Here is a 22,988-nt window from a genome sequence, read left to right as displayed (position 1 = left end):
CTACGACATGTTCCAGCGCAAGCAGGACGGCTCGGTCAAGATCCTCATGCAGCCCTGAGCAGCATCTGCCCTGCGGCTGCCGTGAGCAGAGGTTGGCGTCTTGGGTCGGTCGGCTGAGTGCCGTACGCCACTCGGAGGCATCGCCGCCCTGTATGGACAGATCATCCGCGAAAGGACGAACCGGCCGCGGACTACGACGCCGTCGGCATGGCCGACCCGGACGAGACGTTTGTTCGAGCCCGCTACCGGTGCCCTGCCGCCGCACGTCCTGGACCCGCTAGGTGCTGGGGCGTCGGGGGCGGCATCATCGTCGGCCCTCGGGGTACCTGAGCGCCGTGGGCGGGCGCCGCCCTGAAGCCCCCGGAACAGAGGGGGACCGACGCCGATACCGAGGGACCTGCCCATCAGCAGACCGCCCACCTGGAGACGGGGCGCTGCACGGTGGGGCACGTCCGGGGCGTCCCGTGCCCGACGACCGCCGTGCTGACGCTCCGCGTGTCATGGAAGCCGAGACGGGCGACGCTGGAAGGGACGCCCCCGTGACCGTTACCAAAGGAGAGTGAGTCTGATGGCCACCGTGTCTCTCACTGGAACGTCGAAGCAGGACGCCGCCACCGTCTTCGGTGTCTTGCGGACCGCGTTCCCGACCGACCGTTCCTCCGACGACCTGCCCGAGGAGCAGCCCGGCGGCCACTCCGCCGTGTGGAGCGCGGAGTTCGAGCCGACGCAGGAGTGGATCCCAACCGATCCGATCCCGCTGGAGGGCTCGGTCTCCGCCACGCTTCAGGGCGGTTATGTCGCCGTGGACCAGCTCCGCGAAGCATTGGGTGTCGCGTTCGCCGTGGACGAGCGGGGCACAGCGTCGGGAGACCAGGAGCAGGAGGTGGACCTGAGGCTCACTACGAAGCGGTGACGGGACGGAAGACCGTCTCGGGCCACCCCGAACGACGAGGAGATGAGCGGCATGGTGCAGATCGGGTACACGATGATGACCGAGCAGGCAGGTCCGCGGGAACTGGTGGACCATGTGGTGGGCGCCGAGCGAGCCGGTTTCGACTTCTCGGTCACGTCCGACCACTACTTCCCCTGGTTGGAATCCCAGGGCCATGCCTCCTACGCGTGGAGCGTGCTCGGTGCCGCCGCACAGGCCACCGCACGCATCCCCCTGATGACCTACGTGACCTGCCCGACGACCCGCTACCACCCGGCCGTCGTCGCCCAGAAGGCCGCCACCTTGCAACTTCTCTCCGAGGGCCGCTTCCGCCTGGGCCTCGGTTCGGGGGAGAACCTCAACGAGCATGTGGTGGGCGGTGGTTGGCCTGCAGCGCACGTTCGGCTGGAGAGGCTGGAGGAGGCGGTGGAGATCATCCGCTCGCTCTTGGCGGGGGAGAACGTCAGCCATCACGGCGTCCACTTCGAGGTGGAGAACGCCAGGTTGTGGGATCTGCCCGATGCGCCCCCGCCGATCGGCGTCGCCGTCTCCGGCGACCGTTCGTGCGAACTCGCAGGTCATCTCGCCGACTTGATGATCGCCACCGAGCCCAGGCCGGAACTGGTCTCCGCGTTCGACCGGCACGGCGGCACGGGCAAGCCCAGGGTCGGCCAGCTGCCGATCTGCTACGACACCGACCGCGACGCGGCGATCGCCCGTGCCCACGACCAGTTCCGCTGGTTCGGCGGGGGCTGGCCGGTCAACTCCGAACTTCCCGGACCCGCCGCGTTCGAGGGCGCGACACAGTTCGTCCGGCCCGGGGACGTGGCCGAGTCCATTCCCTGCGGCGACGACGTGGACGCCGTCGTCGAAGCCGTGCGCCCGTTTGCGGACGCCGGGTTCACCGAGGTCGCGCTCGTCCAGATCGGCGGCGACCATCAGGAGCCGTACCTGGAGTGGGCCGAGCACAAGTTGCTGCCCGCCCTCCGTGAACTGTGAGAAAGCGAAGGCACCCGGGATGACCACGAAACGCGCCGCGATCTTCGATGTCGACGGCACGCTCGTCGACACCAATCACCTGCACGTCGTCACCTGGTGGGAGGCGTTCCGGCAGGCGGGACACCATGTCCCCATGCGGGAGATCCACCGGGCCGTGGGGCTCAGCGGCGGCGACCTGCTGGACCGCCTGCTCGGCGACGGCGACGAGCGCGATCCCGACGAGGACGAGCAGCTCGCCGCGGCCCACCACGCCCTCTACGCAACGTACTTCGAGCGGCTGCCGGCGCTGGAGGAGGCGGGCCACTTGCTGCGCGCACTGGCCGGGCGGGGCTGGGAGATCGTCCTGGCGACCTCGGCGAGCGGCGCGGAACTGGCCGCGCTGCGGGGTGCCATCGACGCGGACGACGTCATCCTCGGGGCGACCAGCGCGGACGACGTCGCCGACGGCAAACCCGCCCCCGATCCCGTCCAGCAGGCCAGGGAACTCGCCGGTGTACCCAGCGAACGAGCCGTGTTCGTCGGTGACACCGTCTGGGACATGAAGGCCGCCGTACGGGACGGAGTGGTTCCGGTGGCGGTGCTGTCGGGCGGGATCCCGCGCGCGGACCTGGAGGCGGCCGGCGCCCGCGCCGTGTACCGGGATCCCGCAGACCTCCTCGGACGCCTGGACTCCAGCGTTTTCGCCGACGGGGAGTGACCCGGCACTCCGTAGGTACCAGGTCAGTCGGCGCTGAGTACGGAGTCGTCCTGGGGGCGGGCGCCGGGCAGTTGGTGCTGGGCGGCGATGAGGGCGATGTCGACGTCCCGGGTGCCGGTCGAGACGCACAGGGTGTAGGCGACGTCGTCCATCCGCTGCCGTGCGGCGGGGCTGCCGTTCTCGGCATGCAGTGCGCGCAGGGTCTCGTACTGCTCGATCAGGTCCTTTAACACCGCGGGGTGAGCCATCAGCACCAGGGATCTCCATCCTGTGAACCTGCCATTCGCGAGGCGGATACCCCCGGCCCACGCGCCTATGCGGTTGGTCGTGGTGTCAGAGAGACGCGTGGCACGCACTCGTTCCAGGCCCGGGAGAACACGTGAATACCGTGCTCGTAACCGTCCAACTTGCGGGACTCGGTCCCCCAACGGCCTCACTCAGGCCACAAGTACCGACAACCACTCGGTGATGGATGCGTCTGCCAGAATCCCACGCCCCGCGCGAGCAGGAACATCGGCGGCCCGCTCCGCGCGCAGGGCGGGCTGCGCCTGCGGCGATCCGGCGCGCGCCGACCGTCGGAAGCGGGCGTGACCAGCCGGGGCGAGCGTAGGCCCGCAGTACGGAGGTCACAGGGAACGTGATGTGCCACGGGGGGGGGCTTGGCCACGGCTTCTCCCAGCCGCGAGGTCTCGGTCAAGGGCCCGGACCTTCGCCGGTGGGCCCGACCGGCAGTGCGCCAGCCGGGCCCACCTGTGGGGCGAGCGGCTATTTCTTCGGGATCCGGCCGTGGTCGTAGAGCTCAGCCGAGCCGGCGCCGGTCACCAGCGGTCTCGCCATCGACTCTGGTCGCTCATCGCTGAAAGTCACAACCCTCTACGGCTGTCGTCGCAGGCACGGTGGAATGCCGACTCTCACCGGAACGTCCGCGTGCACGACATTCGGTCAGGCCGAGCCATGGCGATCCCCGCTCGCCGGCTTCTCGTGCGGGCTCAGCAGGGTGTGATGGCGTCGAGTTGTGCGGCGAGGTCGGGGTGGGTGGTGGCGAGGTGGGGGCGGGTGGCGTGGAGGGGCTGGATGAGGTCGGCGGGGTCGTCGTGGGCGAGGGCGGCGTGGAGTTGGCTGAGGGGGAGACGGGCAGCGTCCGGTAGGTCGGTGAGGGCGGTGATCTGGCCGGCGATGCGGCGCAGGTCTGCTGCGTTGTGGCGGGCCCAGGCGGTGATGGTGCGTTCGGCGGCGCGGCGTTCGCGGGTGGCCTGGACGCGTTGTTCGCCAGTGGTTCCGGCGGGGCCGGGGCGGCCGCGCAGGTAGCGGCGTTCGGCGGCCTGACGGCTGGCGACGCCGAGGGGGTGAGCGAGGTCGGCCCAGCTGGCTCCGGTGTCCCGGGCGGTCTCGATCAGGCCGGTTTCCCATCCGGCGAGCCGCTCGCGCACCTGCCGAAGCAGAAGGAGGGATGCCAGGGCCTGGTCCGTGCCGACTTCGTGAGCCTCGGGACCGCCCGGGGCCTCGTGCCGGGCGGCGCGCAGGGCTTCGTCTATCGCCTCCAGGGCTGCCGCGGCGGCGAGGAACGACGCCGGACTGTTCGCATCGGTGTTGGGTGAAGCCGACTGGTCGGCCGGGGTCATGGACACCTCCCTCACTTGTCATCCTTCAGACGACACTGTGTTTGTCATCCATTGGATGACATGTTACAACGGTTTCAGTGAGGCGCATTGGCAGCCACTGCCTGAACCTTCTGGAGGTGTTTTCCGATGTTGATGCGCACTGACCCCTTCCGTGAGCTCGACCGGCTGGCGCAGCAGCTGATGGGGCCCGGCACCTGGTCACGTCCCTCCCCGATGCCCATGGACGCCTATCGCGAGGGTGACCAGTACGTGGTGGCCTTCGACGTTCCCGGCGTCAGCGCGGACGCGATCGACATCGACGTCGAACGGAACATGCTGACCGTCAAGGCCGAGCGCCGGCCGGTAGCGAAGGCCGACGACGTACAGATGGAACTGTCGGAGCGGCCGCTGGGCGTCTTCTCCCGCCAGCTGGTGCTGGCCGACACGCTGGACACCGAGCACATCCAGGCCGACTACGACGCGGGCGTGCTCACCCTGCGCATCCCGATCGCCGAGCGCGCCAAGCCCCGCAAGATCGCCATCGGCGTCGGGTCCGGCCGCAAGGAGATCTCCGGCTGAGCCGGACGGACAAGGGCTCGACAGCGGCGGAGGACGGGTATCTGTTCGCCCCTCTTGCCCGTCCTCCGCGCCCGCCCCTGGGATTGAGGAAGGGTGGCGTCGGACGTGACTGTGCGACGGGAAGCATTCCTCGACCGCGTGACGGAACGCGGCAAGTACGGCACCGAGCAGGAAGCCGAACGCGCAGCCCGTGTGGTGCTTGCCCTGCTGGGCGCACACCTGGTCGGCGAGGTGCGCGCCCAGCTGGCGGCCCGTCTGCCGGAAGGCTTCGCACTGATCCTCCTCAACCCGTTGCAGAGCGCTGAGCCGCTGCCCCCGGAGCGGTTCGTGCGGGCAACCGCGGGCTGGATCGAGGGCGCCACCGAGCAGACCGCGGTCTGGGACGTCAGCGCCGTTCTCTCCACGGTCGCCGACGCCGTCGGCGACGATCTGCTGGGTCAGATCCTGCTCCAGCTGCCCGCGGGCTACGACCTGCTCTTCGGCCGAGTCCAGCCCACTTGACCACCCGCCCACTTGACCACCCACCCCCGATGACCGCACACCGGCACCACGACCCTGGTGACAGAAAGGCAACCACCGCAGTGATGTCCGACCGACCCGCGCCGTTCCAGCAGCCCTACGACAGGGCGTACGAGCAGATGCTGGAGAAGGTCCGCTACGACGGCGCCTACCCCACCCGCGAGAAGGCCGAGGAAGCCGTCCGCGTGGTCCTCGCAGGACTGGGACGCCAGCTGGCCGGCGACGAACGCGCCGAACTGGCTGCCCGCCTCCCATTCGAAGCCGCACGCATCCTCACCGCGCAGATCCCCGACATCCGGCCGCTGACCGGCTGGGCCTTCGTCAAAGAGCTCGCCGACCGCACCGGCGCCTCCCAGGCCACGACCCGCTGGGACACAGGTTCCGTCTTCTCCGCTGTCGCGGCCTGCGCCGGCCCCGACCTGATCACCCGCATCCTTCACCAGCTCCCCGCCGGCTACGCGCTGCTGTTCGGCCGCGCCGAACTCACCCCCGCCGCGTAGACGGCGATGACGAGCAGTCTCGGGGCGGGCACGACGTCCGCGTCGCTGTCCGCCTCGCGCACCCTCGCTGCCAGCAGGTGACCTCCTTCGCCCGCTCGGCCGCCTGCCCGACGAGCTGGCACGCGCGGCAGCGCATCAAGGCCGCCTCGCGTATCCGGCCGTGGCACCCTTCCGGCCGCCTGCCGAATATTGACCAGACTCTCCGCGCGCAGGATGGTGACCTGACGGCGCGGCAGGGCGCGGGCGAGGACGCCGACCGCCGTCGCGTCCGTGGGCGCCATGGCCGCGCCGAGCACCCACGCTTGCCCCCACGGCAGCCCGAGGGCATGCCCGGCGGCGACGGCCCAGGCGGTGAGGATGACCAGTACGGTGCTCAGCTGCAGGATGCCGCGCAGGTTGGTGCGGATCTCCCGCAGGGAGGTGGTCAGGCTCTCCCAGTACAGCAGCACGGGAAGGAAGAGCAACAGTAAGACCTCCGGGGGCAGTTGTGCCTCGCGCACCGCCGGGACGAACCCCAGCAGCACACCCGTCACGAGAAGGACGACGGGCGGGGCGATGCCGAGGCGCTGTCCCACGACGTTGCCCACCAGCACGGCCACGCCCAGGACCACGACGAGTTCGAGACCGAGCAAGGTGCTTCTCCTGGAGGGGTGAAAGAGCCGATGTTCAGCGCGGTACGAGCTTCAGGGTCGTGTCCCGCGAAGCCACCATTGGATCGATGTAACTCGCGCCGTACCGGCCGTACTTGATGCGGTAGGCGGTGTCGATGCGATCGTTGGCGCCGGGGTCGGTGACCTCGACGAGGGTGACGTCCTTGCCGACGCCGCCGCAGCGGATACGGCCCTCGTGGCTGGCCCGGGCCGCGCGGTACCAGGCGCCGGCGTTGCCACGGAAGGAGCGGACGTAGAGGTCGTCGCCGTCGCGGACGACCCAGATCGGCACGGGTGCGCGCGGCGTTCCGTCGCTGCGCGCGGGGGCCATCTGAAGTTCCTCGGCGTCCTCGATCCGGGTCAGCTCGTCGTTCGTCCAGGTCGTCATGGGTTTGCCTCCTTTACGACCGTGCAGCGGGGTGTGCCCTCGTGGGCGTGGGCGCGGCCGGCGCAGCTCCACGCCCACGAGGCGACCGGGTCAGGGCTTGAGGAGGGCCTTGATGGCGCGGCGTTCGTCCATCGCCTTGTAGCCCTCGGCGACCTGCTCCAGGGGCAGGGTGAGATCGAAGACCCTGCCCGGGACGATGTGGCCGGACAGCACGCGGTCGATCAGGTCGGGCAGGTAGCGGCGCACGGGAGCCGGGCCGCCACGCAGGCCGACCTGGGAGAAGAACAGCTCCTGGCCGTCGACGGCCACCTCGTGCGGGACGCCGACGAAGCCGACGTTGCCGCCCGGCCGCGCGGAGTGCAGGGCCTGGCTCATGGACTGGGCGGTGCCGACGCACTCCAGAACAGAGTCGGCACCGATGCCGCCGGTGAGGTCCTTGATGCGGGCGATGCCCTCCTCGCCGCGCTCGCTGACGATGTCGGTGGCTCCGAACTCCAGAGCGAGCTTCTGCCGGGACTCGTGCCGGGACATGGCGATGATCCGCTCCGCCCCCAGCTCCTTCGCGGCGATGACACCGCACAGGCCGACCGCTCCGTCACCGACCACGACGGCCGTCGAGCCCGGCTTGACCTCAGCGGCGAGGGCCGCGAACCAGCCGGTGCCCATCACGTCGGACACGGCCAGCAGGCTCGGCACCAAATCGCCGGAAGGGTGCTCGTCGGTGGCCACGAGGGTGCCGTGGGCGTTGGGAATGCGAACGTACTCGGCCTGGCAGGTGCCCATGAACTCGCGGTTCAGACAGGAGGACTGCCAGCCCTTCTGGCAGTTCGCGCAGGTGTTGTCCGACGTGGCGAAGGAGCCGACCACGAACTGGCCCGGCTTGACGTTGCCGACCTCGCTGCCGACTTCCTCGACGATGCCGACGTACTCGTGCCCCATCGGGTGCGGGTCGCCGACCGCCTCCAGGCCGCGGTACGGCCACAGGTCCGAGCCGCACACACAGGTGGCGACCGTGCGGATGATCGCGTCGGTCGGCTTGACGATCTTGGGCTCGGAGACGTCCTCCACCCGGATGTCACCTGGGGCGTGGATCACGGTTGCGCGCATGTCTTTTCTCCTGATGTGTTTCTCGGGCAGCGGTGTCGCCCGGACGTACCGGATTCCTCGGCGATGGCCGATGGGGAATGAAGAAGCGTTGACGGCCTGTGAAAAACAATTGCCGGTCTCTGACTCTTTCACCGCCCGCAGGGCCCGTACAGAGGAGAATTTCACCCCAGGGAAGACTTATCCAGGGATAAAACCCTCCTACCCGGCCGAGTGGGGGACAGCTCAGACTGGCCCGTATGAACAGCAGCACGCACCGTAAGGAGTTGGGTCAATTCCTGAAGGCCCGCAGGGCCGAGCTCAGCCCCCGTACGGTCGGTCTGCCCGAAACAGACCGGCGGCGGGTGGCCGGCCTGCGCCGGGGCGGCGACCCTCGCCATGAAGTCGTAAAATCAGCAGGTGATTTCCGGCGTAAAGCCAGGGATAAATCCTTCCTACCTTCGCTGTTGAATTCCGTGCCATGCTTTCAGGGCACGATTCACGCAATCATTTTCGAGGAGCAATACCCCCATGTCCTCCACCTCCCGCCCCACGGTCGCCGTCGCTTTCCATTCCGGCTACGGCCACACCGCCGTCATGGCCGAGGCCGTGGCGCGCGGTGCCACGGAAGCCGGTGCCGAGGTGATCTCCGTACCCGTGGACACGATCACCGATGAGCAGTGGGCGCAGCTGGACGCCGCCGACGCGATCATTTTCGGTGCCCCCACCTACATGGGCACCGCCTCCGCCGCCTTCCACACCTTCGCCGAGGCCAGCAGCAAGCGCTGGTACACCCAGACCTGGGCCGACAAGATCGCCGCCGGCTTCACCAACTCCGGTGCCAAGAACGGCGACAAGTCCTCGACCCTGGGCTACTTCTTCACCATGGCGGCCCAGCACGGCATGCACTGGGTGAGCCTCGGTGTCCAGCCGGGCTGGGCCTCCACCGAGGGCAGCGAGGACGACATCAACCGTCTGGGCTATTTCGTCGGTGCGGGTGCCCAGACTCCTGTCGACGCCGGCCCGGAGGCCGTCCACAAGTCCGACATCGCCACCGCCGAGGGCCTCGGCGCCCGCGTCGCACAGCAGACCGCGTTCTTCCGCGCGGGCCGTGCCGCTCTCGCCGCCTGAGACAAATCCCCCCGCAGATCCCCAAGGAGCACTCTCATGTCCGATTCCCCGAACGTCGCCCTCGTCCGCCGGCTCTACGACTCCGGCATGGCCCCGGACGTGGTCGCCGGGGTCATCGACCCCGACATCGTCTGGGACATCACTCCCGGCTTCCCCTACGGCGGCGTCTACAAGACCTGGGCCAGCGCCGGCGGCGACTTCTTCGCCCGGCTCGCGCCGCGCTTCGCCTCCTTCGGCTCGGTGGCCGAGGACTTCTACGACGCCGGTGAGCACGTCTTCGTGCGCGGCCACTACCACGCCGTGTCCAAGTCCGGCGAGGAGTCGGACGCGCGCTTCATCCACCTGTGGACGGTCGGCGGCGGCAAGCTCACCCACCTGATCCAGGCCGCCGACAGCCACGTCGTCCAGCAGGCCGCGAACAACTGACCGCCCGCACTCACCCCGGGGATCACCCCATGGCGAAGATCCTCTTCCTCATCACCGCCGCCGACCGCTGGACCCTGGCCGACGGGTTCGAGCAGCCGGCCGGCTTCTGGGCCGAGGAGGCCATCGGTCCGTACGGCGTCTTCAAGGAGGCCGGCTACGAGATCGCCGCGGCCACCCCGGGCGGCGTCCCGCCGACGGCCGACCCACTCAGCCTCACGCCGGACTTCAACGGCGGTGAGGAGGGCGCCGAGCAGATGAAGACCGCCCTGCGCGAGGCCACCGAACTGGCGAGCCCGATCCGTATCGAGGACGTGAACATCGACGACTACGACGCGGTGTTCGTCCCCGGCGGCTGGGGCCCGATGGAGGACCTCTCCGACGACCCCGCGGCCGGCAGGCTGCTCAGCGACTGGCTCGCCTCCGGCAAGATCGTGTCGCTGGTGTGCCACGACCCCGCCGTGCTGCTGTCCACCGTGGACGCCGACGGCAAGTCCCCGTTCTCCGGCTACCGCCTCACCGGTCTCTCCAACTCCGAAGAGATCCAGAACGGCCTCGCCGACCGGGCGAAGTGGCTGCTGCAGGACCGTCTCGTCTCGGACGTGGGCGTGGACTACCGCAAGGGCGAGGGGAACTTCGGCCCTCACCTTGAGGTGGACCGCACTCTCATCACCGGCCAGAACCCCGCCTCGGCCGTCCCGCTCGCCCAGGAAGTCGTCAGGAATCTGAGCTGACACCCCGCACCAGCCGCTCAAAGAAAGAGGTAGTACCGATGGACGACAACGCGACTCTCCCCAGCGTCGGCCAGACCTGGCTGGCAGACCTCGGCCCGGACACCCCGCTCGGCCACTTCACGGTGGAGATCACCTTCGACTCGGCGACCCAGGTCAGCTTCGAGGTCACGGGCGGTGCCATCAAGGGCCGGAAGCAGACGATGGAGTACACCACCACCCAGCTCCGCGACGGCCTCTACGTCGTCCGCTGGACCGAGCCCGACGCAGGCGACCACGTCACTCACATCGAGGACTACACCGAGGGCACCTGTATGGCCAGCTCCGTCATCGGAGGCGAGTTCGTCCAGCTCCACGGGAAGTGGACCCGCGTTCGCTGATCCCGCAGGCCGGCGCGTCTGCTCCACGGTGAGGACTTCCAGGGACAAATCTCTCCCCCTGACAACGCCGCTTTCCGATGCCAAGGTGATGGCATGAACCGCGATCCTCACCGCCACGATCTGGGGGAATTCCTCAAGGCGCGCCGCGCCGAGCTCGACCCGGCCGCCGTCGGCCTGCCCGACGGCGGCTCGCGTCGCGTCGCGGGCCTGCGCCGTGAGGAGGTCGCCGTACTCGCGGCCATCAGCACCGACTACTACGCCCGCCTCGAACAGGGCCGTATCCAGCCGTCGCCATCCGTGCTGGACTCCCTGGCCCGGGTGCTGCACCTGGATGACGACCAGCGCGCCTACCTGTACGAGCTCGCGGCCAAGGACGAATTCCGCCCGCCCCGCCGACAGCCGCGCCTCAAGGCGCAGCCGCAGCTGCAGCGCATGCTCGACGACATGGCGCACACCCCCGCCTTCGTGATCGGTCCGCGCACCGAGATCGTCGCCTGGAACGCCATGGGCGCGGCCCTGATCACCGACTTCGGGAAGATCCCCGAGAAGCAGCGCTACTACATAAGGCTCCTCATCACCGACCCCACGATGCGTGAGCTGTACGCGGACTGGGAGGGCGTCACCCGGCTGGCCATCGCCCAGATGAGGATGCACAACACGAACAAGCCCGGGGACGCGCAGCTCACCGCCCTGGTGGGCGAGCTCTCGGTCCGGGACGAGCAGTTCCGCCAGTGGTGGGGTGCCCACAACGTCGCCGTCCGGGACACAGGGACCAAGCACCTGCGCCACCCCGTGGTCGGGGACCTGCATCTCGACTGGAACGCCGTCACCTGGGCCGCCGACCCCGACCTGCAGATCATCGTGTGGACCGCCGAATCCGGCACACCCACCCACGACAGCCTGCGCATGCTGGCGTCCTGGGCGGCGGACCCCAGCCATTCGACCAGCGACAGCTCTGCCTGACCGTAGCTCAGGTATTCCCTTCAAAGGGGGAGCCTTTCCTCCTACGCGGCCCACGCCTAGGAAAAGGCTCTCCCTTCTTCGTGTACGGCACTCCTGGCACGCTCGTCACGAGGCCGACCGCGCCGCGCGTCCCCGCCCCCGGTCCGGCCCTCTTCCTACCGGTTCCTCAGCGCCGAGGCGTCCGACCTGCCTGCTCATCCGCCAGGAAGGAGATCCACCTCCCCATGTCCCTGACCCAGTCCCGCCCCGGAACCGTGCCCCCGGCCGCCCCGCAACCGCGCTGGACCGCACGCCTCTGGGCCGTCCTCGCCGTGCTGTGCCTCGTGCTGTTCCTCGACGGTCTCGACGTCTCCATGGTCGGCGTCGCCCTGCCCTCCATCGGCCACGACCTCGGCATGGCCACCGGCTCACTGCAGTGGATCATCAACGGCTACGTCCTCGGCTACGGCGGCCTGATGCTGCTCGGCGGTCGCACCGCCGACCTGCTCGGACGCCGCCGGGTCTTCCTCGTCGCGCTGGCCGTCTTCGCCGCCGCCTCGCTGCTCGGCGGCCTCGTCGACAGCGGTTCGCTGCTGATCGCCACCCGCTTCGTCAAGGGCGTGGCCGCCGCCTTCACCGCGCCCGCCGGCCTGTCGATCCTCACCACGACGTTCCCGGAGGGCCCGCAGCGCAACCGGGCGCTGTCGGTCTTCAGCCTCTTCGGCGCCCTGGGCTACTCCTCGGGCCTGATCCTGGGCGGTCTGCTCACCGGGATCGGGTGGCGCTGGACCTTCCTCATGCCGGTCCCGCTCGCCCTGCTCGCGCTGGTCGTCGGCCTGGTCCTGATCCCGCGCGACCGCCGCGCCGAAACCGGCGGCCAGGACCCGGCCGGAGCCGTCACCCTCACCGCAGGCATGCTGCTCGCCGTCTACGCCGTGGTCACCGCCCCTCAGACAGGTTGGACCTCCGGGACGACGCTCGCCGCCTTCGGCGTCGCCGCCCTGCTGCTGCTCGCCTTCGTCCTGATCGAGAAGCGGGTCCGGCACCCGCTGGTCCGCTTCGGCATCCTGCGCAAGGCCACCACGGTCCGGGCCAACCTCAGCATCGTCGCACTGATGGGCTCCTACCTCAGCTTCCAGTTCATGATGACCCTGTACCTGCAGGACGGGCTCGGCTGGTCGCCTCTGCGCATGGCCTTCGCGCTGCTACCGGTCGGCCTGATCGTCGCCGTCGGCTCGCCCCTCACCGGCCGACTCGTCAACCGCTTCGGCACCGCCCCACTGATCGTCACCTCGATGACCTCGCTGGCCCTCGGCTACGTCTGGTTCCTGGCCACGGCCGGCTCCTCGCCCGACTACCTGCTCGCCATGCTCCCGTCCCTCCTGCTCCTCGGCGGCGGCTTCGCGTTCGGCTACAGCGCCATCATGGCCCAGGCCACCGAAGGCATCGACGACTCCGAACAGGGCCTCGCCTCCGGCCTGGTGCAGACCTCGGGCCAGGTCGGCGCCGCCCTCGTCCTCGCCGTACTCACCGCCGTGATCGCCCACGCGGGCGACAGCGGCGGCGACTTCACCGCCTACCGACCCGGCCTGAACCTGGTCACCGGCGTCGCGGCGATCGGACTGCTCCTGAACCTGGTCCCCGTGCTGCGCCTCCGGCGACGCTGAGCCCTGACAGACGGAAACCCGACCCGGGCCGCCCGAGTCGGGTTTCCGCGAGCAGAGGTCACGCCAGGTTCCGAAATGCCGCGCTTCTACCGCCTACTTGCGGACGGGAAAACCAAGGGGGGATAAAACTCTCCCTGCCGTGGGTGGTGTCGGTGGTGCAAGACTTCCGGCGTGATCAGCCGCCTTGCCGAGGCGAGCGGTCACCCTGATTCCCGCGGTGACGTCGATCCCGTGCCTTGTCTCCCGCTGGTGTACACGACTGATTTCGTCCGTGATGCAAAGGCGTACGCATGTCCTCTGAACTCTCTGAATCTGTTGTTCCTCCCCCCACTGGAGCCAGTGAGTCCACCTCGGGGCCCAGTCGGCGCACCTTCATCGCCACCAGCGCCGCGGTGGGCGGTGTCGTGGTGTCTGGAGGAGCGCTCCTTGTCGGCTCCGAGGAAGCGGCCGCCGCCGGGGCCGCACCCTCCAGCCGTGTCTCCCTGACGGTCAACGGAACCCGCCGGACGGTGACCGTGGACAACCGGACCTCGCTGCTGGACCTGCTGCGCGAGCATCTCGACCTGACGGGCTCGAAGAAGGGCTGCAACGCCGGCGCCTGCGGAGCGTGCACGGTGCTGGTCGACGGACAGCGGGTCAACTCCTGCTTGACGCTGGCCGTGCGGCTGGAAGGCGCCGAGGTCACCACCATCGAGGGCCTGGCCGAGGGCGACGAACTGCACCCGTTGCAGCAGGCGTTCATCGACGAGGACGCCTTCCAGTGCGGCTACTGCACCCCTGGGCAGATCCTCTCCGGCGTCGGCTGCATCCAGGAGGGCCACACCGGTTCGCCGGAGGAGATCGGGGAGTGGATGAGCGGCAACATCTGCCGCTGTGGCTGCTACGTCAAGATCGTGCGCGCGGTCGAACAGACCGCGGGCCGGAAGTAAGGAGCGGCCCACCCCATGTACCCCTTCTCCTACACCCGTGTCTCCGACACCCGGGAAGCCCTCAAGGCCGGTCGTGCCGGCGGTCGTTACATCGCGGGGGGCACCACGCTGGTCGACCTGATGCGGGAGACCGTCGAACGCCCCGAGACGCTGGTCGACATCTCCCGCCTGCCGTTGTGCGAGGTCACCGTCACCGAGCGCGGGGGCTTGCGCATCGGTGCGCTGGTGCGGATGGCCGAGGCTGCCGCGCACCCCAAGGTACGCACCCTGCATCCCGTCATTTCCCAGGCCCTGGAACTGAGCGCGTCCGCCCAGCTGCGGAACATGGCCACCATCGGCGGCAACATCATGCAGCGCACCCGTTGCACCTACTTCCGGGATGTGACTGCTGTCTGCAACAAGCGCAGGCTCGGCTCCGGTTGCGCGGCCCGGGAGGGCTTCAACCGGATGCACGCGATCCTCGGCACCTCCGACGCCTGCGTGGCCACCCACCCTTCCGACGTGGCCGTGGCCTTCGCCGCCCTGGAGGCAACGGTGTATCTCCTCGGGCCGGATGGCGCGCGCACCCTGCCGCTCGCCGACTTCCTGCTACGGCCCGGCACTACCCCGAACCGTGAACAGGCCCTGAGAAAAGGCGAGTTGATCACGGCGGTGGAGATCCCGGCGCTTCCGCGTCCGCTCAAGTCCGGCTACCTGAAGGTGCGTGACCGGCAGTCCTACGAGTTCGCCCTGACCTCGGCGGCAGTCGCGCTGCACATCCGGGGCGGGGTGATCCAGGAGGCGAAGGTCGCCGCCGGTGGCGTGGGGACCGTGCCGTGGAAACTGCCCGCCGTCGAGCAGCACCTCGTCGGTGAGCGTCCCTCGGAGTCCCTGTGGACGTCCGCTGCCGCGAAGGCGGCGGTCGGTGCCCGGCCCCTCCAGCAGAACGGCTTCAAGGTCGAGCTGCTGAAGCGGACCGTCGAACGCCAGCTGCGCATCGTAGGAGGTACGAAGTGAGCCCCCAGCCCCAGGCAGCCGTCGGCGCGCCGCTGTCCCGGGTGGACGGCCGGCTCAAGGTCACCGGCAAGGCGTTGTACGCCGCCGAACACGACGTCGACGGAGCCGTACACGCCGTCATCGTCGACGCGAGCATCGGACGAGGCCGCATCACCTCCATCGACGCCGGCGCCGCCGAAACCCACCCGGGCGTACTGCGGGTGATCAGCCACCGCAACGCCCCGAACCTGCCGTACCGCGACAACCCCGGCTCCAACAACCCGCCTGGCCGACGACTGCGGGTCTTCCAGGACGACCGGGTGGTCTTCCACGGCCAGCCCGTCGCTGTGGTGATCGCCTCGACCCTGGAGGCCGCGCAGCACGGTGCGAGCCTGGTCGAGGTCCGCTACGAGGCCGAAACGCCGTCGACCGACCTGCACGAGGCCGAGCCCGGGGCGCCGACGGACTACGCGCGCGGCGACGCGGAAGCAGGCTTGAGCAACGCCGCCGTACGGCTGGACCTGACCTACGAGCTGGCGCGCAACCACCACAACCCGATGGAGCCGCACGCCACCATCGCCCGCTGGGACGGCGACAAGCTGACCGTGTGGGACAAGACCCAGTGGGTGATGGGTACGCACGACGAGCTCGCAGCCGTGTTCGACCTGCCCGCGGATGCGGTACGCGTGATCTCGCCGTTCGTCGGCGGCGGTTTCGGCAGCGGACTGCGCTGCTGGCCGCACACGATCGCCGCCGCGCTGGCCGCGCGGGTGACGCGTCGTCCGGTCAAGCTGGTGCTCAGCCGCAAGCAGATGTACTTCGGCACCGGCTTTCGGCCGTCGTACGAGTACCGGCTGCGACTCGGCAGCGACCGGCGAGGTCGGCTGAACGCCGCGATCCACGACATCGACGCCGAGACCTCCTCGTTCGAGACGTTCAACGAGGCGGTCATGTCGGCCGGGCAGATGCTCTACAGCATGCCGAACGTGCGCCAGTCGTACCGGACGGTGCCGCTGGATGTGAACACGCCGATCTGGATGCGCGGGCCGGGTTTCGCCTCGGCGTCGTTCGTGATCGAGTCCGCGATGGACGAGCTCGCGCACGAACTCGGCGTCGACCCGGTCGAGTTGCGCCGGCGCAACGAGCCGCGCGAGGACGAGTCGACGAACGAGCCGTTCTCCACCCGGCGGCTCAGTGAGTGCTACACGGTCGGTGCCCGTGAGTTCGGCTGGGACCGCCGTGACCCGAGGCCGCGCTCGACGCGGGCCGGGGACCAGCTGATCGGTCTCGGCATGGCCGCCGGTGTGTACGACCCTGGGCGGTTTCCCGCGCAGGCGCGGGCCCGGCTGGATGCCGACGGCACCGCGGTGGTCGAGGCGGCCACCAGTGACATGGGGCCGGGCACCTACACCTCGCAGACCCAGGTGGCCGCGGACGCGCTCGGGCTGACCATGCGCACGGTGACCTTCCGCCTCGGTGACTCCCTCTATCCGCCGACCTCGCCGCACGGCGGCTCGGCGACCATGGCCAGTGTCGGCTCGGCCGTCGTCGACGCCTGCAACCAGGTGCGACAGCAGGCGGTCAAGCTGGCCGTCGAGGACCGGGAGTCGCCGCTCTACGGCGTGACCGCGGACCACGTGGTCGTACGCAACGGCCGGCTGCACGTACAGAACAATCCGGTGCGCGGGGAGACGTACAAGAGTCTGCTGGCCCGCAACGACCGCTCCCACCTGGAAGCCAACGGCACCTACGACGGGCCGGGCAGCGAACGGTCTGCCTACTTCGCCTACAACGCAACCTTCGCCGAGGTCGCCGTGGATGCGAATCTTGGTCTGGTGCGGGTGCGGCGGATGCTCGGCGTGTACGACGCGGGACGGATCATCAGCCCCAAGCTGGCCCAGAGCCAGGCGTTCGGCGGCATCGTGGGCGGCATCGGTACCGCGCTGCTTGAGCACACGGTCACCGACCACCGGGACGGGCGGATCGTGAACGCCAGCCTGGCCGACTACCTCGTACCCGTGAACGCCGACGTCCCCGAGATCAGGGCGATCTACCTGGACGGCGAGGACAACGCCGGCAACCTGCTCGGCGTCAAGGGACTCGGTGAGGTCGTCCAGGTGGGTGTGGCTGCCGCGATCGGCAACGCGGTCTTCAACGCCACCGGTCGACGGATCCGCCAACTGCCCATCACCGCCGAGGCGTTGCTCTGACGACACCGCCTCCATCGACGGGTCCGGCAGCCGAACCCCCCGTACGGCTGTCGGACCTCCCCGGGCCGCCGCCGCGCATGCGCCCCCGTCGCCGCCACTGGGCGGAGGACTGGTCGACAGTTCCGCTCCGCAGCGCCGCACGCTGCTCCGGGAGCGCATCGCCGATGCTGACCGCTGCGCCGCCCAGGCCCACGACGAGCGCGGCCCCCGCACCCAGGAGGACTGCCCGTCGGGTGGGAGTGGGACGGGCCGGTGGCGGCTGGTCGGGGTGTCTGTCGTTCATGGTGTTGCTGTCTCCGAGGTGGCAAGGGGCGCGTCAGGCTTCTGCCCGGACTGCGGCAGAGGGTCGACTGCGACGGTTTTGTTTCCTCGCAGGGCACATCGCGCCGTCCGTCTGCTGTTCGACAGGCGTGGTTCCCGTGGTCAGGCGAGAGGAGGAGAATCCGGCAGATTCTGGTCGGCGGCCCAGGAGCTGAGGATGCGCAGCCGCTCGTGGGTGGGTGAGCCGGGTGCGGCCGTCCAGACGGTGAGGTGCTGGTCGGGGTCGGTGTTGGCGGTCAGGGTGTCCCAGTCCAGGACCAGTTCGCCGACCACCGGGTGGTTGAGGGTCTTCGTGCCCACCGTGCGGGCCGCGACGCGGTGGTCACCCCACCACTGGGCGAACTGCTTGTCGACCAGGGACAGTTCACCGACCAGCTCGATGAGGCGGGAGTTCTCGGGATACTGCGCGGCTTCCATCCGCAGCTGCGCCACAGCGAGCCGCGCGGAGGTCTCCCAGTCCGCGTACAGGGTGCGCATGGCCGGATCCGTGAAGATGAGCCGCGGGTAGTTGCGGTGCTTCTCCGGGATCCGGGAGAAGTCGGTGACCAGCGCGGCCGCCAGCGCGTTCCAGGCCAGGATGTCCCCGCGCCGGCCCTGCACGATGGCGGGGGTGGCGGTCAGATCGTCCAGCACGCGTTGCAGCTGCGGCTGGACCCTCTGTCGGCCCCGGCTGCGGGCGCGGGTGGTGGTCTTGCCGGCGAGCTGGAAGAGATATCCGCGTTCGTCGTCGTCGAGATGGAGCACCCGGGCGAGCGTGTCCAGCACGGGCGCGGACGCCTGCATACGGCCCTGTTCGAGACGCGTGTAGTAGTCGGTGCTGATGCTGGCGAGCTGGGCGACTTCTTCGCGGCGCAGCCCGGCGACCCGGCGGGGGCCGCCGTTGTCGGGCAGGCCGACAGTGCGCGGGCTCAGCTCGGCGCGGCGCTTCTTGAGGAATTCTCCCAGCTCGTTGAGGGGAACATTGCCGGTCATGCCGCTCAGCATGACACCGAACGCACCTGGGGAAGGAGGGAGAGTTTCCACCCAGGATGTCTCCCTCCCCGGATGTCTTTCTCCGCTTTTCGCTCTTGCATTGGCGTGTGAGGCTCGACATAGAGCAGAGGGCACGCCGGCAAGGTCCTCCCCAACCCTGAGCGAAGCCCGTCCACCCACAAGGACTCACGATGACCACCTTCGCCCCCGTCGGCGCCGGGCCCGGCCTCGGGATCGCCACCGCCCACCGCTTCGGAACCGCCGGCCACACCGTGGTCCTCATCTCCCGCAGCAACGGTGGCAGCGCCGTACGCCCCCACCTGGACCGGGCCGGCACCTCGATCGCCTTCGCCGCCGAGAGCGCCTACGCCCGCATGCTCCACGATGCCCTCGGCCCGGAGAACATCCACGTCGCCCAGCTGATCATCCCCGGCGCCATCCGCCCCGACGCCGAGCACAGCGGCCCCGACGCCCTGGCTCGACGCCTGTACGACATCCACCTCCAGCGCGACGGCTTCCGCCACTACGTCGAACCCCTGCCTGACTGACTCCACAGGACGATGCCGTGACCCCGACCACCCGTTTCAGCCTTGCCCGTGCCGTCCCGACCGCCTTACTGCTCGTAGTGACCGCCTGTACCGACGAGGCGCCCCCACCCCTGTCTCCCTCGTCCTCGCCCTCCGCCTCCGCGTCACAGCGAACGCCGACGGCCACGGCATCAGCCTCACCGTCTGATGACAAGGACACCGCCATGAACATCCGGCTCACCATCGACGGCCAACGGGTCGACGCCACCCTGAACGACAGCGCCACCGCCCGCGACTTCGCCGCCTTGCTCCCGCTCACGCTGAACCTGAACGACTTCCACGAGACGGAGAAGATCGCTGATCTACCCCGTCGGCTGTCCACCTCCGGTGCCCCGCACGCCGCCGAAGCCAAGCCCGGAGACCTGGCGTACTACGCGCCCTGGGGCAACCTGGCCCTCTACTACCGAGGCAGCGGCTCCAGCGATGCCGGCCTGATCATCCTCGGCCGCGTGAACGGCGACACCGAACGCCTCGACACCGCCACCAAGGTCACCATCGAAGCTGCCTCCTGACCCGGCCCACTCTCAACGGGAGAGAAAACGTGAACCCCACCTACGACTTCACCGGCCAGGTCGCCTTCGTCACCGGCGCCGGTTCCGGCATGGGCCTGGCAACCGCCCGCGCCTTCGCCGAGGCAGGGGCTGCCGTCGCCCTCACCGACGTCGACGAAGCGGCCCTGAACGCGGCTGCCAAGGAACTCATCGACTCCGGCCATCGAGCACTCGCCCTCACCTGTGACGTCAGCGACGAGGCCCAGGTGGCGGCCGCGGTCGACCGGACCGTCGAGACTTTCGGTCGCCTGGACATGGCCTACAACAACGCCGGTATCCAGATCCCGCCCAGCGACGCCGCCGACGAACCCGCTGAGAGGTTCGACCACGTCAACGCCATCAACCTCCGCGGCGTGTGGGCCTGTATGAAACACGAGCTGCGGCACATGCGCGCCCAGGGCAGCAGCGTCATCGTCAACTGCTCCTCACTCGGAGGCCTGGTCGGCCTCCCCCGCCGTGCCTCCTACCACGCCTCCAAGCACGGCGTGATCGGCCTGACCACCAGCGCCGCCCTCGAATACGCTCCACGCGGCATCCGTATCAACGCCGTCTGCCCCGGCACGATCGACACGCCGATGGTCAGCGACATGATTGCCATGGGGGAACTGGACCGCGCCGAGGCCGAGGCCAACCAGCCCATCAATCGCCTCGGTACGGCTGAGGAGATCGCCCAGGCGGCCCTGTGGCTGTGCAGCCCGGGAGCCAGTTTCGTCGTGGGCGTCGCCCTCCCCGTCGACGGCGGTTACGTCGCCCGATAACGGTGTGGGCGCCGCCGTCACGCAACTGACGGCGGCGCCTACGGCGGCATCAGACATCAGCAGACGGTAAAGGGATCGACCCCGCCCACGCCTCGCGCCGTGCGTCGGCGAGGCGGTCGCGCACCAGACGCGGCTCCACGTCGAACGACAACCGGTAGGCCAATGCCGCCCTGCACCGCATCGTGCTCACCCGGCTGCGCCACGACCGCGTACTCAGGCGTACTACGAACGCCGCATCCAGGAGGGCAAGACCCGACGTGAGATCATCCGATGCCTCAAGCGATATGCCGCCCGAGAAGTCTTCAACCTGGTCAGGACGATATCCAGCGTCCCCCCGTTATAGGGGCGTCTGTGATAGCAGGTGAGGTGAGGAGCCCCCGTCGGCCGGATCCGGCGGGGGTTCTCTGCGTTCGGGGATGGGCCTGGTGCATGGCGTTCGACGCGGTCTTGCTGTGCTCTGGCCCGCCGTTTCCGACGGCGTAGTCACGAAGCGCAGTCTCCGTTGGACATGGCGCCATGCGGGCTTCCGAGGCCCCGTCAGCTCGGAGCGTGCCCTCTGAGGAATGTGTCGGCCGTGCGGTCGCCAACGCGGGGGGAGGGAAGGGGCGCCCGCACCGTCTCGCGTCGTAGCGCGTGGGCGATGGCGCGCGCCTCGATGCCCGCCTGCCGGAGGACACCCGTGAGTGGATTGGTGTATCCGGCGAAGTAGAGGCGCGCGGCTTCGGGATGGGTCTGTGCCCCTACGGCGAGGGGTTGCCCGTCATCGTCGAGTACGCCAAGGGACCCGACCAGGTCGTACAGGTTGGGCCGGTATCCGGTGGCGGCGATGACCGTGTCGGGTCGCAGTCTGGTGCCGTCGGCCAGTAACACGTCGGGGCCGTCGAACCCCTGGACTGCTGCGACCGGCTCGACCCGCCCGGACCGGACGGCGTCCACGAAGCCGTGGTCGAGCACCGGGTTGACCCCTTCGCGGGCATTGCGGGTGTACAGGCCCGTGCGGGGCCGCGGCAGTCCCCGTGAGGTCAGGTCGGGCACCGCGAGACGTTGCGTGAGCAGGGAGGTGCGGTCGCGCCACGCGAGCGGGAGGACCTCCGTCAGCCGGCCGACCGCGTGCCATCGGGCGCTGGAGCGGGGCAGGATGTTGGGTGGGGTACGGACCGCGATCCGTACCCGTTCGGCTCCGGTCCCGGCGAGGACGCCGGCGATCTCGGTACCGCTGTTACCGGCGCCGACCACCAGGACGTCCCGCCTGCGGTAGGGCGCAGGAGACCGGTAGTGGGCCGAGTGGAGCAGGGTGCCGGTGAAGGTCGAACGCCCGGGCCAGTGGGGGAGGTTCGGGGTGTGGCAGCGGCCGGTGGCCACCACGACCGCACCAGTGGGCACTGGGCCGTCGGGGGTGTGGACCAGCCACTGTGCTCCCGAACCGGGCTCGGCCCGTTGGATGCGCCGCACCGGGGTGACCAGCCGGACGTCGAGTTGGTGGTGGGCGACGTAGTTCTCCAGGTAGCGCACATAGTCGTTCCGGCTCACCCACGGGCCGGCCTGGCGTGGCACCGGCAGGCCGGGGAGTTTCGAGGTGCCGGGGGTCGTGTGCAGGCGCAGATGGTCGTAGCGCTGTGCCCAGCTTGCTCCCACTCGGTCGGACCGTTCCAGGATCACGGCGGGTACTCCGGAGTGGCGCAGTAGCGCGGCGGTCGCCAGGCCGTGGGGGCCGGCTCCGATCACGATCGTGGGAGCGCTGAAGTCTTGTTGTGGTGTCGGGGGCATCGCCTCCTACAACGGCAGACCGCGACTCACGTCACGCTCCGAGGGGGAGGCGCAAGGGTGGGGAGTGGCGATGTCGGGGTTCACCGGAACAGCGTGTGGCCGCCGTTACACCGGCGGAACGGACTCGTTGAACACCGGGCAGCAGCGCGCTGCCTCGCGCAGGGGGTCGGTCCGCTCTGGTCCGGACCGCCTGGGCCGGGCGCAGCTGAGCGGCCAGGAGCCGCACAGGCCAGGAGACATGAGTTGTGCGACCCCGGCTTCTATGGCGGGCTTTTCCTCCGGGCCGGCTTGCTGCATCTGTCCGATCTTTCGAGGGGCTCATGTGCAGGCAGAAACGACGCGCCACTGGCCACGGCTGCGGATCAACGGAGTCTGCAAGGCGTACGGCGATAGGCAGGTGCTACGCGACGTCGATCTTGATGTGCCTGCCGGGGCGCTGGTAGGAGTCGTCGGCGAGAACGGGGCGGGCAAGAGCACTCTGCTGCAGATCGCCGTAGGACACCTTGCGCCCGATCGCGGAACGGTGACACGGGCCGGGGCGGTGGGGTACTGCCCGCAGCGAGCGGTACTGAACGATGCGTTCACGGTCGGACAGCATCTGCGGTTGTTCCAGATGGCCTACCGCATGCCGACGCTGGAGCGCGTCGGGGAGCTGATGGAGCTGCTGGCGCTGACCGGCTGCCGGCGACAGCAGGTC

At 69.5% G+C, this 22,988-nt stretch carries 26 protein-coding genes and 2 pseudogenes; 21 read left to right on the top strand and 7 right to left on the bottom strand.

Annotated features, from left to right (window positions below):
- The first annotated feature begins 568 nt into the window (after positions 1–568).
- The 3 genes from ACWGJB_RS48760 to ACWGJB_RS48750 are packed head-to-tail and all read left to right on the top strand — an operon-like array spanning position 569 to position 2,627.
- The gene (locus ACWGJB_RS48760) at positions 569–913 is read left to right on the top strand and encodes a hypothetical protein (RefSeq protein ID WP_453386473.1); all 345 of its coding nucleotides are present in this window, start codon (positions 569–571) and stop codon (positions 911–913) included.
- A 51-nt stretch (positions 914–964) separates the two neighbouring features.
- A complete protein-coding gene (locus ACWGJB_RS48755) occupies positions 965–1,930 on the top strand; it encodes an LLM class F420-dependent oxidoreductase (RefSeq protein ID WP_453386472.1) in 966 nt (321 codons plus the stop codon).
- A gap of 19 nt (positions 1,931–1,949) precedes the next feature.
- Positions 1,950–2,627: an HAD family hydrolase gene (locus ACWGJB_RS48750; protein WP_453386471.1), complete on the top strand. Its 678-nt coding sequence runs from the start codon at positions 1,950–1,952 to the stop codon at positions 2,625–2,627.
- Between the two features lie 23 nt (positions 2,628–2,650).
- Here the strand turns inward: ACWGJB_RS48750 and ACWGJB_RS48745 are convergent, their stop codons facing one another.
- The gene (locus ACWGJB_RS48745; protein ID WP_453386470.1) at positions 2,651–2,881 is read right to left on the bottom strand and encodes a DUF5133 domain-containing protein; all 231 of its coding nucleotides are present in this window, start codon (positions 2,879–2,881) and stop codon (positions 2,651–2,653) included.
- Positions 2,882–3,616: 735 nt separating this feature from the next.
- Positions 3,617–4,249, bottom strand: a complete 633-nt coding sequence (locus ACWGJB_RS48740; protein WP_453386469.1) for a type III effector protein — start codon at positions 4,247–4,249, stop codon at positions 3,617–3,619.
- A 126-nt stretch (positions 4,250–4,375) separates the two neighbouring features.
- Here ACWGJB_RS48740 and ACWGJB_RS48735 point away from each other — a divergent pair, with 126 nt between their 5' ends.
- From ACWGJB_RS48735 to ACWGJB_RS48725, 3 genes are all read left to right on the top strand, one after another.
- Positions 4,376–4,807: an Hsp20/alpha crystallin family protein gene (locus ACWGJB_RS48735; protein ID WP_365791599.1), complete on the top strand. Its 432-nt coding sequence runs from the start codon at positions 4,376–4,378 to the stop codon at positions 4,805–4,807.
- A gap of 105 nt (positions 4,808–4,912) precedes the next feature.
- The gene (locus ACWGJB_RS48730; RefSeq protein ID WP_453386468.1) at positions 4,913–5,308 is read left to right on the top strand and encodes a DUF2267 domain-containing protein; all 396 of its coding nucleotides are present in this window, start codon (positions 4,913–4,915) and stop codon (positions 5,306–5,308) included.
- 83 nt (positions 5,309–5,391) lie between these two features.
- Positions 5,392–5,826 carry a DUF2267 domain-containing protein gene (locus tag ACWGJB_RS48725; protein ID WP_453386467.1) on the top strand — a complete coding sequence of 145 codons (435 nt, stop codon included), beginning with the start codon at positions 5,392–5,394 and terminating at the stop codon, positions 5,824–5,826.
- Here ACWGJB_RS48725 and ACWGJB_RS48720 read toward each other — a convergent pair.
- The 3 genes from ACWGJB_RS48720 to ACWGJB_RS48710 all read right to left on the bottom strand — a co-directional run bounded on the left by ACWGJB_RS48720 (position 5,781) and on the right by ACWGJB_RS48710 (position 7,971).
- Positions 5,781–6,458, bottom strand: a complete 678-nt coding sequence (locus ACWGJB_RS48720; RefSeq protein WP_453386466.1) for a cation:proton antiporter domain-containing protein — start codon at positions 6,456–6,458, stop codon at positions 5,781–5,783. The two genes, ACWGJB_RS48725 and ACWGJB_RS48720, sit on opposite strands and share 46 nt — an antisense overlap.
- 34 nt (positions 6,459–6,492) lie before the next feature.
- On the bottom strand, positions 6,493–6,864 hold the full coding sequence (locus tag ACWGJB_RS48715; protein ID WP_453386465.1) for a DUF2255 family protein: 372 nt from the start codon (positions 6,862–6,864) through the stop codon (positions 6,493–6,495).
- A gap of 90 nt (positions 6,865–6,954) precedes the next feature.
- Positions 6,955–7,971 (bottom strand): zinc-dependent alcohol dehydrogenase family protein, encoded by a 1,017-nt coding sequence (locus ACWGJB_RS48710; protein ID WP_453386464.1) that lies wholly within the window; start codon positions 7,969–7,971, stop codon positions 6,955–6,957.
- 236 nt (positions 7,972–8,207) lie between these two features.
- Here ACWGJB_RS48710 and ACWGJB_RS48705 point away from each other — a divergent pair.
- The 10 genes and pseudogenes from ACWGJB_RS48705 to ACWGJB_RS48660 form a co-directional block, all read left to right on the top strand.
- A pseudogene (locus ACWGJB_RS48705) lies at positions 8,208–8,330 on the top strand (transcriptional regulator); the annotation flags it as partial.
- 148 nt (positions 8,331–8,478) lie between these two features.
- On the top strand, positions 8,479–9,078 hold the full coding sequence (locus tag ACWGJB_RS48700; RefSeq protein WP_453386463.1) for a flavodoxin family protein: 600 nt from the start codon (positions 8,479–8,481) through the stop codon (positions 9,076–9,078).
- Positions 9,079–9,114: 36 nt separating this feature from the next.
- Complete coding sequence (locus ACWGJB_RS48695) at positions 9,115–9,504, top strand: nuclear transport factor 2 family protein (RefSeq protein WP_453386462.1); 390 nt, start codon at positions 9,115–9,117, stop codon at positions 9,502–9,504.
- Between the two features lie 29 nt (positions 9,505–9,533).
- On the top strand, positions 9,534–10,235 hold the full coding sequence (locus ACWGJB_RS48690) for a type 1 glutamine amidotransferase domain-containing protein (protein ID WP_453386461.1): 702 nt from the start codon (positions 9,534–9,536) through the stop codon (positions 10,233–10,235).
- A 38-nt stretch (positions 10,236–10,273) separates the two neighbouring features.
- Positions 10,274–10,612, top strand: coding sequence for a MoaF-related domain-containing protein (locus tag ACWGJB_RS48685; protein WP_453386460.1), 339 nt, complete (start codon positions 10,274–10,276; stop codon positions 10,610–10,612).
- A 93-nt stretch (positions 10,613–10,705) separates the two neighbouring features.
- On the top strand, positions 10,706–11,575 hold the full coding sequence (locus ACWGJB_RS48680; protein WP_453386459.1) for a helix-turn-helix transcriptional regulator: 870 nt from the start codon (positions 10,706–10,708) through the stop codon (positions 11,573–11,575).
- A 224-nt stretch (positions 11,576–11,799) separates the two neighbouring features.
- Positions 11,800–13,221: an MFS transporter gene (locus tag ACWGJB_RS48675; RefSeq protein WP_453386458.1), complete on the top strand. Its 1,422-nt coding sequence runs from the start codon at positions 11,800–11,802 to the stop codon at positions 13,219–13,221.
- 290 nt (positions 13,222–13,511) lie between these two features.
- Positions 13,512–14,150 (top strand): (2Fe-2S)-binding protein, encoded by a 639-nt coding sequence (locus ACWGJB_RS48670; RefSeq protein ID WP_453386457.1) that lies wholly within the window; start codon positions 13,512–13,514, stop codon positions 14,148–14,150.
- Positions 14,151–14,165: 15 nt separating this feature from the next.
- Positions 14,166–15,146 (top strand): FAD binding domain-containing protein, encoded by a 981-nt coding sequence (locus tag ACWGJB_RS48665; protein ID WP_453386456.1) that lies wholly within the window; start codon positions 14,166–14,168, stop codon positions 15,144–15,146.
- The gene (locus tag ACWGJB_RS48660; protein WP_453386455.1) at positions 15,143–17,335 is read left to right on the top strand and encodes a xanthine dehydrogenase family protein molybdopterin-binding subunit; all 2,193 of its coding nucleotides are present in this window, start codon (positions 15,143–15,145) and stop codon (positions 17,333–17,335) included. The genes ACWGJB_RS48665 and ACWGJB_RS48660 overlap by 4 nt, the downstream gene beginning before the upstream one ends.
- A 423-nt stretch (positions 17,336–17,758) precedes the next feature.
- On the opposite strand, the gene ACWGJB_RS48655 is transcribed toward ACWGJB_RS48660, so the two are convergent.
- Complete coding sequence (locus ACWGJB_RS48655) at positions 17,759–18,640, bottom strand: helix-turn-helix domain-containing protein (RefSeq protein ID WP_453386454.1); 882 nt, start codon at positions 18,638–18,640, stop codon at positions 17,759–17,761.
- Between the two features lie 179 nt (positions 18,641–18,819).
- Between ACWGJB_RS48655 and ACWGJB_RS48650 the strand changes: the two genes are divergently transcribed.
- The 4 genes and pseudogenes from ACWGJB_RS48650 to ACWGJB_RS48635 form a co-directional block, all read left to right on the top strand.
- Positions 18,820–19,176, top strand: coding sequence for a hypothetical protein (locus ACWGJB_RS48650; protein ID WP_453386453.1), 357 nt, complete (start codon positions 18,820–18,822; stop codon positions 19,174–19,176).
- A 203-nt stretch (positions 19,177–19,379) separates the two neighbouring features.
- Positions 19,380–19,727, top strand: coding sequence for a cyclophilin-like fold protein (locus tag ACWGJB_RS48645; protein ID WP_453386452.1), 348 nt, complete (start codon positions 19,380–19,382; stop codon positions 19,725–19,727).
- 29 nt (positions 19,728–19,756) lie between these two features.
- A complete protein-coding gene (locus ACWGJB_RS48640; RefSeq protein WP_453386451.1) occupies positions 19,757–20,524 on the top strand; it encodes an SDR family NAD(P)-dependent oxidoreductase in 768 nt (255 codons plus the stop codon).
- Between the two features lie 158 nt (positions 20,525–20,682).
- Positions 20,683–20,867 (top strand): annotated as a pseudogene (locus ACWGJB_RS48635) (IS110 family transposase); the annotation flags it as partial.
- A gap of 194 nt (positions 20,868–21,061) precedes the next feature.
- Here the strand turns inward: ACWGJB_RS48635 and ACWGJB_RS48630 are convergent.
- Positions 21,062–22,291 (bottom strand): flavin-containing monooxygenase, encoded by a 1,230-nt coding sequence (locus ACWGJB_RS48630; protein ID WP_453386450.1) that lies wholly within the window; start codon positions 22,289–22,291, stop codon positions 21,062–21,064.
- A 322-nt stretch (positions 22,292–22,613) separates the two neighbouring features.
- Here ACWGJB_RS48630 and ACWGJB_RS48625 point away from each other — a divergent pair.
- On the top strand, positions 22,614–22,988 hold a 375-nt coding region (locus tag ACWGJB_RS48625; protein WP_453386449.1), incomplete at its 3' end, for an ATP-binding cassette domain-containing protein.

It is taken from the genome of Streptomyces sp. NPDC054813, from assembly GCF_053611365.1.
This window is presented reverse-complemented; position numbering and strand designations above follow the sequence as displayed.